Origin of the sequence: uncultured Moraxella sp., from assembly GCF_945873075.1 — a bacterium.
Classification (GTDB): domain Bacteria; phylum Pseudomonadota; class Gammaproteobacteria; order Pseudomonadales; family Moraxellaceae; genus Moraxella.
This window is the reverse complement of record NZ_CAMCBS010000013.1, coordinates 50,472-61,485: the sequence shown is the minus strand read 5'-3', so window position 1 is coordinate 61,485 and position 11,014 is coordinate 50,472. Positions and strand designations below refer to the sequence as shown.

The following is an 11,014-nucleotide window of genomic DNA, read 5'->3' as shown; positions in this document are numbered from 1 at the left end:
ATAGACCTGATGAGCCTTATTATATGGTCGTCGTTCATACTGTGATTGATTGTATCGACCGTGAGAAATCCGTTGGGACGGTCAATGAATTTGAGGGTGACGAACGACAGGGATATTTTGACTGCATTTATGAATGGGTTTTTCGAGAAGATGAAATTGGCGATAATTTAATGTTTGTCCTTCCTGATGAACCAGCAATTATTTATGTGACAGAACAATTTAAGCAACGAGTAGTTGATGCGGGATTAAGCGGCTTTGGCTTTGTAAAGCGTTTATTTGATGACAAAGCATTTATTAGTTAGTTTAGTGACAGGGCATACACCATGCACCACTAAAATAGATTAATAACGCGTCATGCTGCCCCCCATGACTTGATTTACATTTTAGCATGTCGCACAAAAAACCGCTGTATTTGATGGCATTGGTTCAGCCCAAGACAATTAACGAGCAACGCTTACTTATACTTTGGTAACAAAAAACACCAAAATAACTGTGAAAAAATTGACAATACAGGCGTATAATCATCAAAGGTAAGATCTATTTAACCATTTCAACCATGTTGATATTTTAAGGAAAAATAAATGTTAAAAGTATACAATTTTAATGAGTTGCAACAAGCGCTTTATGAAGGTGCAACCCATATTGGTATTGCACGCAGTTTTTGGCATTGACCCCAATTTTGTTACCCCAAGGGGTGGTTTTAGAAGGGCTTGCACAAGAAGATGGCAGTTTGCCATTGCTGTCATTTTTGGGTGATGGCGTGAGTGTTAGTAAAAATAATCGCATTGAGAATCTGAATATCAGTGCGCCAAGCAATCATAAAGCCATCTTTCATACTCAGATGGGTAATGAGATGGCGGATTTGGGCGAGTTCAAATTTGCCAATCTTAGCTTGACAGGGCAGTTTTCATTTATTATGCGTGCAGGTATTGAATCAGCAAGCGTTTGGGTGGAAAATTTAGACATCATCGCCTGCGATAGTCGCCATTATTTTGAACAGCCGCAAAAATACGGCGTCAATGTTTTGCAAGGCGCTTTCACCGTGTATAATTTTAACAGCGATGCCAAAAGCTTGCTGAAATTACACGCCACAGGCATTCGCATCGGTCGCAAAAACGCACCTGTAAGCGGCTCAGGCTTATTTGTTTCAGGATTTGGTGATGAAGGCGGTCGCTTACATGCTGATTTGATTGAAACCAAAGCCATCTATAGTAACGGCAAGCTACCTTTTGGTGTTGCCAATCTCATCACGGCTGCCGTGTTTGTGGTGTATGGTGCTCATGTGGAGCGTCTTGAGCATACTGATGAAATTGTGACTTATGGTGTCAATGACATGGTGCTTGACACTTGGGGGCAAGTGGATGACTGGTTATCGCACAGTGATGTGATTTCTTATGGTCCAAGCGGTGTTGGTTTTGTGAATTTTGGCTATGTCAAAAATTTTGTGGTCAAAGGTGCAGTCAAAACCTATGGACTTGGTGCGCGCGGCTATAATCAATATGATGGTACAGTGGACAATATTGAATTTAATGATATTGCTACTTATGGCGATGGCTCAGTTGGCGTGCAAATTTCCAAAAAAATCGGTACGCTCACCGTCAAAGGCAGTATCAGCACCCAAGGCGGTATTGGCAATTCACTAGTCAAAGGCAAAAATGTGATGTTGCCTGCCATCGCCTTGAGCATCAAAGAGGGTGGCGAAGTGGATAATATCACGGTTCAAGGCAATATCAGCACCGAAGGCAAAGATGTCGCTGCTTACCAAGTGGACGCAGGTGGTATTGTCCATGCAATGCATGTCGGTGGGCAGATTCATGCCAAGGCTGGCAGTGCCATCGTAGTTCATGAACAAGGCGTTTCACCCATTCGTTAAGTATCAAAGCGAAATGGACTGCGGATTGTATTACGCTTATACAAGGGGTGCATTCAATTTAGAATGTACCCGTTAATTTTTTTTAAAAAACCTTATAAGTTCGTAGCGTGCGTACCACACACCATCAAATTCCATTTAATCAATGGTGCATGATATACACCCTAAGCACTGCCTACATGGTAGGTGTGGAAGTTGTCTGTTTCTATGTTGTAGACGGTGTCGGTGTGGTTTGAGATAAAAATTAAGAAATTAATCTTCCAAACAATTATTCAATATCCAAGACCAGTAATTACCCCATCGTCTGTCTATACAAGCTGTGCATAATTTAAGTGGGCAAGTAGTATAGCCTCTTACTTTGATTACTGGAAGTAAATAAAATACATTATCCTCTTCTAACATCAACTCCCATTGATTTGGAATCCTATCCTGTAGAACATTCCTAAATGTTTCACCCACATAAACCGCATAACCATCTAAAATGTATGATGGTTCATTTTTAATTTGTTCAATGGTTTCATAATTATCCAAAAGATGTTTTTCAACTATATCTAATGATTGTATTGAAAAATCCAATTTATCTTGAATCTCTTTTGGCATTCTATTTTTAAAACGCTCTAAAGCATTTGGCATATCCCAAAGCCACGCTTCAAATAATTCCAGATGTTCAGTTCTTTGCTCTGGAGTTAATGGTTGGCGGTTTTTACGAAGTTTCATATATTTACCTATTTTTTAAATTTAACTTTAATACCTGCTTTTTTAAGGTCTTCAATTAGGAGTAGCGTGCGTACCACACACCATCAAATTCCACTCAATCAATGGTGCACGGTGTGCATCCTGCGTACTATTTCTTTTTCCTAAAAAATTCCATACAGAAATAATAATCATCACAATTGATATAGCAATCATCGTAAAATATTTTATGATTCAAACTGTATTCCCCTATCATTTTTAAATCTTCTTTAATATAAAATTCTAACATAGGCAGTATTTCTTCCAAAATTATATCCACATCTTCTTCTATTTCAGAAATTAAATAAAAATAAACAGTAATATTTTTATATTTATCAAAAGACCAATAAATTCTGGAAAAATTCTCACTAATTTCACCCAAGCAAGCCCTTGATAGGCAATATGTAACATAGTAAATATTTATTAATAATGACCTTTGGGATTGCAAGAAACAACACTTATTTTTTTTAGTGGTATGGCATAACGCACCATCAAAACCAATAAAAAAGCGTTTGCAGAGTTGCAGACGCTTTTTGGTGGGTTTATTTTTCGAGCACTGTCCAATAGGTTAGACCCAAATCCCCATGCAATGCCGGCAAATCAAGCAATACCAATGAGCCAAGCGGTGTTAAGTTCGCCTTGACACACAGCGAATGAGCGGCCTTGAGTGTGCCACCGGTGGCAAGCACATCATCAATGATCAGCACTTTGGCGGGCTCAAGCTCGGCGCTGATTTCTAGGGTGTCTTGCCCGTATTCTAGCCCATAGCTTTGGGCGTGCACAGGTGGCGGTAGTTTGCCTGCTTTACGCACTAGGATGAGTTTTTTGTTTAGGCGGACAGCGAGCAGGCTTGCCAGCACAAAGCCACGCGACTCGATACCGACGATGGCATCCGTATCAGCCATCACATCAGTAGGCACAGCGGCAATCATGGCATCGATGAGCTTGTCATGATGACCGTTCAGAAGTGGGGTGATGTCATAAAATTCGATGCCTGATTTTGGGAAATCGGGCGCAATGCGGATATGTTCCCATAGTGGATGTGTCATTGGATGAACTTCCTTTGATAACTTGGATGATAATTACAACAATACTCGCCAAATGACAAAGCCAATGGCAAGCACAAAAAACACAGGGGCAAGATACAAATGAATAGCAACTGCCGACCACCACGCCAACGCCATCATCAGCACAAAGCCACCACCTGCAATCCAGTCATGGCGTCGCTCATTGAGCATATCGGCACGCATGGCTTGTAGCTCACGGATGGTAGTGTCTTGGCTTGCGCCAAGTGTAGCTAGGCTTTGGATGCTTTGGCTAAGTAGCTTGGGCAAATCGGTGGTGGATAATAAAATCTCAGGCAGCTCGCCTTTGATGTCTTGTAAGTTTTTGACAGGGTCAAGCTGATCTTTGACCCAAGCGGTCAAAATCGGCTTGGCAAGCGACCAAATGTCGAGCTCAGGATACAGCTCACGCCCAAGCCCTTCGACATGAACCAAAGTCTTGAGCAGTAGCATCAGCTGTGGCGGGATACTCATGCGGTGGCGTCGTGCGATGGATAAAATCTCAAACAGCACACCGGCAAAGTCAATCTCATCAATGGGCTTGGTCACCATTGGGCTGACCGTACGGCTCATATCACGGATCAAGGCGTGCTTATCGGCAGATGGCGGTATCCAGCCAGCGGCAGCGATGATATCGACGAGTGCGGTATAATTGCCATTCATCACCGATAAGAGCAGGCGAGCGACAATCAGCTGATCTGCTTTGGACAGCTCACCCATGATGGCACAGTCAAGCCCGATATAGCGTGGCTCAGCGACTGCACTGCCATCAGGCATGGTCTCCACAAAGATATTGCCAGGGTGCATATCCGCGTGGAAAAAGTTATCTCGAAAGACTTGGGTAAAAAAGATGGTCAAGCCTTTTTCGGCAAGTGTCGCACGGTCATAATTGAGCTTGTCAAATACTTGGGTCTGCGAAATCGGCACGCCAAACACACGCTCAGCGACCATCACCTGCTTGGTGGCTGCATAGACCTGTGGCACATAGATGAGTCGTGAGCCGGTGAAATTGTTGCGCATCTTGGTGCTGTTGGCAGCTTCGAGTGTCAAATCCAGCTCATTGAGCATGATTTGGCGATAGTCTTCGACGATGTCAATCAGATGAATGGCACGAGCCGCTTCGATACGAGCCGATGCCCATGATGCCATTTGGCGTAGTAATTCAAAGTCATCAATGATGCCTGTGCGAATATCAGGGCGTACCACCTTGACCACCACTTCACGACCATCAAGCAAGGCAGCGGTGTGTACCTGTGCGATACTAGCAGCTGCCAGTGGCGTCTCATCAAAGCGAGCAAATAGCGTATCAATCGGCTGACCCAGACCGACTTTGGTATCTTCGATGATGGATTTGGCGATGGCGACATCAAAGGGCGCAACCTTATCTTGGAGCAAGGATAACTGAGCGATAATCGCAGGCGGGAGCAAGTCAGCACGGGTGGAGAGTAGCTGACCTAGCTTTAGAAATAGCGTGCCCATCTCTTCGAGTGCCAGCTTGACACCGAGTTCTTGGTGTGATTTGCCAAGCGCAGCAGGGTGCAGACGAATGAGCCGAGCAATGGGCGCAAGTTCGGGCACATCAGCAAAATGCGTATCCAAGCGATATTTGGCAGCGATACGATACAGTGTCAATAGGCGTTTGCGATGAGTGATGAGCATATTGGTCTGCTTGAGTTAGGCGTTGTGTTGGTCGTCAAGTGCGCTTTGTAGCTGTGCTAAGCGTGCCTGACTGCGTTCGATGTCGGCTTGTAGGCGTAGCAGTTCTTGCTTTTTGTCTTGGATTTGTAGGGCTAATAATTCATCATCGATGGCGTGCGCCGATGGACTGTGCGGTGTCAATAGCTGCGTGGCGGACTCTTTAAGCATCTGTGCAATCGGTGATAACACAGGGCCAAGCTCTTTGCCTAGTAGATACAGATGGCTTGTGGCATCGGTGCCGATGACTTGCTCAAGCTGATACCAAATATCAGGCTCAAAGCCTTCGAACAGGGCTTTGGCTTGTAGTAGCACCTGATGGTCGCCACGAATGGGCAGGTTACCCACAGGGTTTTGGATTAGGCTAAATAGATGTGCCGGATTATCCACGCTCAAGGTGCAGTCAGGTGTCGTGCTGATACCGCCTTGCGGCTCAAAAATCGCTTGGGGTACAGGCTCAAATCGCACACGCCCATCACCAAACAGCACATCGACGCTGATGGCAGGGGCGTGCATGACGATACGCAAGGTCTTGCCCGACAGTGCAGACAGCCCATCTTGGGTGAAGTTGTCCGTAGCGATGGCGCTATTGAGTAGTTTTTCGCACATCGCTAGGCTGAGTACACCAAGCATACTCATTAGCGTGCCTTAAATCCACGATGCACAGCGACGATACCGCCGGTTAGGTTGTGATAATCGCAGTTGACAAATCCTGCATTTTCCATCATGCCTTTGAGTGTGGCTTGGTCAGGGTGCATACGGATAGATTCGGCCAGATATTGATAGCTTTCGGCGTCATTGGCGACGATTTTACCCATGATTGGCAGGGCGGTGAATGAATATAGGTCATATGCTTTTGATAATGGTTCAAACACAGGCTTACTAAATTCAAGCACCAATAGGCGTCCGCCCGGCTTTAGCACACGGTGCATGGCGGCCAGTGCTTTGTCCTTGTCCGTGACATTACGCAGACCAAAGCTGATGGTCACTAGGTCAAACGAATTATCGGCAAATGGCTCAAGCGTCTCGGCATTGGCAAGCACAAAATCCACATTATTACAGCCAGCATTGATTAGTCGCGTACGACCCACTTCAAGCATCGCTTCGTTAATGTCAGACAGCACGACACGACCAGAGCGACCGACTTCACGGCTAAATACCTTTGCCAAATCACCCGTACCGCCTGCGATGTCAAGCACGTGCTGACCACTGCGTACACCAGTTAGGCTGATGGCATAGCGTTTCCACAGGCGATGGATACCAAAGCTCATCAAGTCGTTCATCACATCGTATTTGCGAGCCACAGAAGTGAATACTTCGGCGACTTTGGCTTGTTTTTCTGACTTGCGCACCGTCTGATAGCCAAAGTGCGTGGTTTCTTCAGAGATAGGCTCGCTACCTTGTGGGCGTTGCAGTTCGCTTTGACCTTGGGGTGTGCCCGTTGGCAAGATATTTGGGTTGGTGAATTGGGTGTCGGTGTTGTTTTCGCTTGTCATAATTAAAGCCTAATTTTGAATAAAATTTTCAACCTTTAATAATACACTATTTTGCCATCATTTTGGGAAAATTTGCCAAATTCTGTCATAAAATTGTCAATCAAAGCGTCAATCAAAGCCGCAAATAACACAGTCATCGCACGCCATCAGGTGGGTGTGTCATAAATCGGCTTGCCATCATAAATCCGCTCAATGATACCAAGCTCGGTCGCGACAAACGGTACGCTAAAGCTGTCAATCTTATCAATCGCAGCGATGGCCTGTAGCCCATCGTGGATGAAGTCATACAGCGGCTGATAGCCGTTACTATAGGCGGTGGATTTGGCAAGCTTAAAGGCTTTTTGTAATAAAAATGAATTAAACTGCTGATACGACGCATGGCAGACATCGCTGATATGGCGAATTTGGCGAATGCGTTCGGCCTTGTCATTGCCTGCTTGATATAGCCTTATCATCAGTGCATCATCAATCGGTGTGCCTTGATGATGCGCTGCATAGACTTTGGCAAGTGCCAAATCAAGCTCGATGGCATCGCAAGTGGCTTGGACGCCCATTAGCCCTGTGGCTAGGGTGTTTTTTGGGATAAGTTTTTCAAGCTTGCCTGAGCCTGCTTGGGCATTGTTGCCTGCGGTGAGTAGCTGCTCGGCTAGTACATCAAACGCTGTATCGCTATAAATGCGGTCAATGATATAGTGCGCCAGCGGTGCGGTTTTTGGATTGGCAAATAGTGCATGATTGGCACGGTGAATGCGGGTGCGTTGCCATGCTTGGATTTGGCGTAGGGCATCGGCAAGTGTTGGGTCTTGGTGGTGGGGCAGGGCAAAATACCGCTCGAGCATCTGCACCATATCAGTGATGAGTGACATGATGATTTCCATAGTGATGAATGGCTTATCATCTTAGCATAAAATTACCACACACGCCAAAAAGCTTACTGGGTTGGCTTGCGGTCTGTTTACATAACTTTACATTCAGTAATTTTGTAAAATAAATGATTACCTTTGGGTAAATGTGATAAAATTGTCATAAAACTGTCATATTTGGCACTTATAATATGACAATATTGAGTGACTGCCCAACAAGGATGCGATTGTGCCAGCCTTGGGCGGTTTTTTGTTATTATATTTTGGCTTAATTTATGGTAAATCCAGCAAAACAAACCACGCCAATGGCAGGTAACTTGCTATTTGGTTTGATGATGGCGGTGGTCAGTATCTATTTTATTTGGTGGGGTCTAGGCTACACCATGCACCAACAAGTGTTGCTATTTTTGATTGCAAGCTTTTTTGGTATCTTTATGGCGTTCAACATCGGTGGTAACGATGTCGCCAACTCATTTGGTACATCAGTCGGTGCCGGTACTTTGACCGTCACTCAAGCATTGGCGGTGGCGGCGATTTTTGAAGTGTCAGGTGCGGTGCTCGCTGGTGCTGCGGTGACAGACACCATCCGTAGTGGTATCGTTGATATCGGTAAGCTTGGCGTATCGCCTGATCAGTTCATTTATCTAATGCTATCAGCACTGATTGCGGCGGCGTTTTGGCTACTATTTGCCACCAAAAAAGGTCTACCAGTCTCAACCACGCACGCCATCATCGGTGGCATCGTCGGTAGTTCGATCGTGCTTGGTATCAGCCATGGCGGTACTGATTTGGCATTCTCAACCGTCAAATGGTCTAAGATTGGTGAAATCGCCATCTCATGGGTGGTGTCGCCAGTGCTGGGTGCTATCTTGTCATACATCATTTATAGCATCATCAAAAAGAACATCTTGGCATATAATGATCAAGCTGAAGCGCGTGTCAAAGTGATCAAAGTCAACAAAAAGACACTAAAACGTGAACAAAAAGAGCACTTTGATAGCCTAAGCGAAGAAGACAAGCTACCATACACCAACGCAATGTTGCGTGACCAAGAAGTCTATAAAGATGCAGACTGCGCGCGTGAAGATCTAGAAACGGATTATTATCGTTCGCTGTATGATCTTGAGCGTGAGCGTGACAGTATCGACACGCTAAAAGCACTGAAAACTTGGGTGCCATTGATTGCTGCTTTTGGTGCGGTCATCATGACAGCGATGGTTGTGTTCAAGGGTCTATCAAACACTGGTCTGAAGCTAAGCTCATTACAAGCGGTACTGATCATGGGTATGCTGGGTGCGATTGTATGGCTTGCGGCGTTCATCTACACCAAGACCATTCGTGGTAAGCACAAAGAAGACTTGGGCAAAGCGACATTTATCCTATTTAGCTGGATGCAGGTATTTACTGCGTGTGCGTTCGCCTTTAGTCATGGCTCAAACGACATCGCTAACGCTGTTGGCCCATTCGTCGCTATCATGGAAGTCATCAGAACTAATGCTATCGAAGCCAAAAGTATGGTACCGGGTCCTGTGATGGTGACCTTTGGTGTGGCATTGATCGTCGGTCTGTGGTTTATCGGCAAAGAAGTTATCCAAACTGTCGGTACTAACCTAACCGAAATGCATCCTGCATCAGGTTTCTCGGCGGAGCTTGCTGCCGCTGCGGTTGTGATGGGTGCATCAAGTCTAGGTATCCCTGTCTCAAGTACGCATATCCTAGTCGGTGCGGTATTGGGTATCGGTATCGTCAATAAGAGCACCAACTGGAAGCTAATGCGTCCGATTGGCTTGGCTTGGGTGGTGACACTACCTGCCGCCGCTGCTATCAGTGCGATTGCTTTTGTTACACTAAATGCAGTGCTATAATCATCTGCTATAGTAAGCAAAACCCCTTGGTGATATCATCAAGGGGTTTTGTATTGGGTGTTATCTTATTTGTATCAATAGTAGTGCTGGGCGGTATCACCATTGATGCTTGAATTTATTCAGCTCTCGGCGCTGTTTTTTGTCAGGTTTGGTGTCGGGACGGGCAAGGTTCATAAGCTTTCGCTGTTCGGCAAAAAACTCTCGCTGTACCACGCTCTCTTCGGTCTCATCATACAGTGTCGCTGCGATGGTGGCATTGCCACGATTTTCGGATAGGGCTTTGATGACCACAGTTTTTTCTTCTAGGCGGGTGGCGTGTCCTTGGCGGATGGTGAGCGTATCGCCGACTTGCAGTTCTTTACTTACCTTGATTTTAGCACCGTTCATATGGACTTTGCCAGACTCGATGGCTTCTTTGGCTAGACTACGAGTGCGGAAAAATCGTGCTGCCCATAGCCATTTATCGGCTCGTACTTTGGTGAGTTCGTTTGGGTTCATAAAACTTCAATCACTGTAAATTCTTCAAAAATTAGCCACATTTTATCATCAAATACGCCAAACTTTTCAAAAAATTCTTGATAAACTGTCCGCCAATATGCTAAGGATAAATCGCCTTCGCCTTCTTTTTTGGCAAGTGTTTCATCTACTTCATCAAAGCGGATGATGAATTGGGCGGTGTTTTTGGATAACGCAGGCAGGAACATTTTGTCCATCGGTGATAACCTGTAGGCTGCCCACAGGCGGGAGTGGCTCAGCCAAATGCCATGCCAAAGCCGTGCAAGTGGCTGTCTTTTTGCCACTTAGCACGAGCTGTACGAGTTCATCCGCCATTTGTGGATTATCGCCAAATGACCAATGGGGTAGGGTATGGATGTTCATTCCTTGCTTATGGATTGATTGTCGTTTGCTTGCTTGATTTTCTCTTGCAAGCGACTGATATAATCAAGAGTGGTTTGGTTTTTTATCCGAAAGATTTGTGATTCTTGATTGTAATTGCACGCATCTTCCTAGGTCACAAAAAAGATTCTATCGCCAAATTTATTAGGCTGTTTAAAATAAAATTCAACGATATAATTTTTGTTATCTATCAAATATCGGAATTTGTATTCAACTTTTTTAATATCACAAAAGCGAATTTCTTCATAATCATTGTTGATGATAATGATAAAGCTGTCAGGCGTTTCCCATACTTCATCGGCATGATGATTTCTAATTTGAAAATGCCAATATAAATTACCAATCATGACTATGATAAGAAAAACAATAAAGCCAATATCACCTTTATACCAACCAATCGCCAAGAAAATACAAAAAATAATTGGCATCAGATAGATGGATAAGGATTTTGACAAAGCAGTAGAATCCACGGCGATATTTTTGGCACCGCGTTGTCTTAACAGTTGGCGGTCTAACATCAGGGTTTGACCGC

Annotated in this window: 14 protein-coding genes; 3 read left to right on the top strand and 11 right to left on the bottom strand. The window is 44.8% G+C overall.

The genetic code is table 11. The features are described from left to right. Window positions 1-302 (top strand): DUF1629 domain-containing protein (locus tag Q0N89_RS06000; protein WP_367178559.1); only part of this gene is annotated, 302 nt, incomplete at its 5' end. Between the two features lie 359 nt (window positions 303-661). Continuing rightward, window positions 662-1,873 carry a hypothetical protein gene (locus tag Q0N89_RS05995; RefSeq protein ID WP_294034413.1) on the top strand — a complete coding sequence of 404 codons (1,212 nt, stop codon included), beginning with the start codon at window positions 662-664 and terminating at the stop codon, window positions 1,871-1,873. Between the two features lie 249 nt (window positions 1,874-2,122). Here Q0N89_RS05995 and Q0N89_RS05990 read toward each other — a convergent pair whose 3' ends face one another. The 7 genes from Q0N89_RS05990 to Q0N89_RS05960 all read right to left on the bottom strand — a co-directional run bounded on the left by Q0N89_RS05990 (window position 2,123) and on the right by Q0N89_RS05960 (window position 7,723). Beyond that, window positions 2,123-2,587 (bottom strand): hypothetical protein, encoded by a 465-nt coding sequence (locus Q0N89_RS05990; protein WP_294034411.1) that lies wholly within the window; start codon window positions 2,585-2,587, stop codon window positions 2,123-2,125. A gap of 127 nt (window positions 2,588-2,714) precedes the next feature. Beyond that, on the bottom strand, window positions 2,715-2,984 hold the full coding sequence (locus tag Q0N89_RS05985; RefSeq protein WP_294034409.1) for a hypothetical protein: 270 nt from the start codon (window positions 2,982-2,984) through the stop codon (window positions 2,715-2,717). A 160-nt stretch (window positions 2,985-3,144) separates the two neighbouring features. After that, window positions 3,145-3,651, bottom strand: coding sequence for an adenine phosphoribosyltransferase (locus Q0N89_RS05980; RefSeq protein ID WP_294034407.1), 507 nt, complete (start codon window positions 3,649-3,651; stop codon window positions 3,145-3,147). Window positions 3,652-3,684: 33 nt separating this feature from the next. Continuing rightward, complete coding sequence (locus tag Q0N89_RS05975) at window positions 3,685-5,325, bottom strand: AarF/UbiB family protein (RefSeq protein WP_294034405.1); 1,641 nt, start codon at window positions 5,323-5,325, stop codon at window positions 3,685-3,687. Between the two features lie 15 nt (window positions 5,326-5,340). Then, window positions 5,341-6,000, bottom strand: coding sequence for a hypothetical protein (locus tag Q0N89_RS05970; protein ID WP_294034403.1), 660 nt, complete (start codon window positions 5,998-6,000; stop codon window positions 5,341-5,343). After that, window positions 6,000-6,857 carry a bifunctional demethylmenaquinone methyltransferase/2-methoxy-6-polyprenyl-1,4-benzoquinol methylase UbiE gene (ubiE, locus tag Q0N89_RS05965; RefSeq protein ID WP_294034401.1) on the bottom strand — a complete coding sequence of 286 codons (858 nt, stop codon included), beginning with the start codon at window positions 6,855-6,857 and terminating at the stop codon, window positions 6,000-6,002. Before ubiE ends, Q0N89_RS05970 begins: the two co-directional genes overlap by 1 nt. A gap of 146 nt (window positions 6,858-7,003) precedes the next feature. Then, the gene (locus Q0N89_RS05960) at window positions 7,004-7,723 is read right to left on the bottom strand and encodes a hypothetical protein (protein ID WP_294034399.1); all 720 of its coding nucleotides are present in this window, start codon (window positions 7,721-7,723) and stop codon (window positions 7,004-7,006) included. A 272-nt stretch (window positions 7,724-7,995) separates the two neighbouring features. Here Q0N89_RS05960 and Q0N89_RS05955 point away from each other — a divergent pair, with 272 nt between their 5' ends. Beyond that, window positions 7,996-9,585 carry an inorganic phosphate transporter gene (locus tag Q0N89_RS05955; protein ID WP_294034397.1) on the top strand — a complete coding sequence of 530 codons (1,590 nt, stop codon included), beginning with the start codon at window positions 7,996-7,998 and terminating at the stop codon, window positions 9,583-9,585. A 96-nt stretch (window positions 9,586-9,681) separates the two neighbouring features. Here Q0N89_RS05955 and Q0N89_RS05950 read toward each other — a convergent pair whose 3' ends face one another. The 4 genes from Q0N89_RS05950 to Q0N89_RS05935 all read right to left on the bottom strand — a co-directional run bounded on the left by Q0N89_RS05950 (window position 9,682) and on the right by Q0N89_RS05935 (window position 11,000). Then, a complete protein-coding gene (locus tag Q0N89_RS05950) occupies window positions 9,682-10,083 on the bottom strand; it encodes a S4 domain-containing protein (RefSeq protein WP_294034395.1) in 402 nt (133 codons plus the stop codon). Next, on the bottom strand, window positions 10,080-10,289 hold the full coding sequence (locus tag Q0N89_RS05945; protein WP_294034417.1) for an ASCH domain-containing protein: 210 nt from the start codon (window positions 10,287-10,289) through the stop codon (window positions 10,080-10,082). Before Q0N89_RS05945 ends, Q0N89_RS05950 begins: the two co-directional genes overlap by 4 nt. Further along, on the bottom strand, window positions 10,237-10,464 hold the full coding sequence (locus tag Q0N89_RS05940; protein WP_294034393.1) for an ASCH domain-containing protein: 228 nt from the start codon (window positions 10,462-10,464) through the stop codon (window positions 10,237-10,239). Before Q0N89_RS05940 ends, Q0N89_RS05945 begins: the two co-directional genes overlap by 53 nt. 128 nt (window positions 10,465-10,592) lie before the next feature. Beyond that, a complete protein-coding gene (locus tag Q0N89_RS05935; protein WP_294034391.1) occupies window positions 10,593-11,000 on the bottom strand; it encodes a hypothetical protein in 408 nt (135 codons plus the stop codon). Window positions 11,001-11,014: the final 14 nt, after the last annotated feature.

What these genes read in the sequence shown, in the direction of transcription:
- Q0N89_RS05990 (WP_294034411.1), bottom strand. Translation starts at nt 2,587, where the DNA reads ATGAAACTTCGTAAAAACCGCCAACCATTAACTCCAGAGCAAAGAACT.
- Q0N89_RS05980 (WP_294034407.1), bottom strand. Translation starts at nt 3,651, where the DNA reads ATGACACATCCACTATGGGAACATATCCGCATTGCGCCCGATTTCCCA.
- Q0N89_RS05975 (WP_294034405.1), bottom strand. Translation starts at nt 5,325, where the DNA reads ATGCTCATCACTCATCGCAAACGCCTATTGACACTGTATCGTATCGCT.
- Q0N89_RS05970 (WP_294034403.1), bottom strand. Translation starts at nt 6,000, where the DNA reads ATGAGTATGCTTGGTGTACTCAGCCTAGCGATGTGCGAAAAACTACTC.
- ubiE (WP_294034401.1), bottom strand. Translation starts at nt 6,857, where the DNA reads ATGACAAGCGAAAACAACACCGACACCCAATTCACCAACCCAAATATC.
- Q0N89_RS05960 (WP_294034399.1), bottom strand. Translation starts at nt 7,723, where the DNA reads ATGTCACTCATCACTGATATGGTGCAGATGCTCGAGCGGTATTTTGCC.
- Q0N89_RS05955 (WP_294034397.1), top strand. Translation starts at nt 7,996, where the DNA reads ATGGTAAATCCAGCAAAACAAACCACGCCAATGGCAGGTAACTTGCTA.
- Q0N89_RS05950 (WP_294034395.1), bottom strand. Translation starts at nt 10,083, where the DNA reads ATGAACCCAAACGAACTCACCAAAGTACGAGCCGATAAATGGCTATGG.
- Q0N89_RS05945 (WP_294034417.1), bottom strand. Translation starts at nt 10,289, where the DNA reads ATGTTCCTGCCTGCGTTATCCAAAAACACCGCCCAATTCATCATCCGC.
- Q0N89_RS05940 (WP_294034393.1), bottom strand. Translation starts at nt 10,464, where the DNA reads ATGAACATCCATACCCTACCCCATTGGTCATTTGGCGATAATCCACAA.
- Q0N89_RS05935 (WP_294034391.1), bottom strand. Translation starts at nt 11,000, where the DNA reads ATGTTAGACCGCCAACTGTTAAGACAACGCGGTGCCAAAAATATCGCC.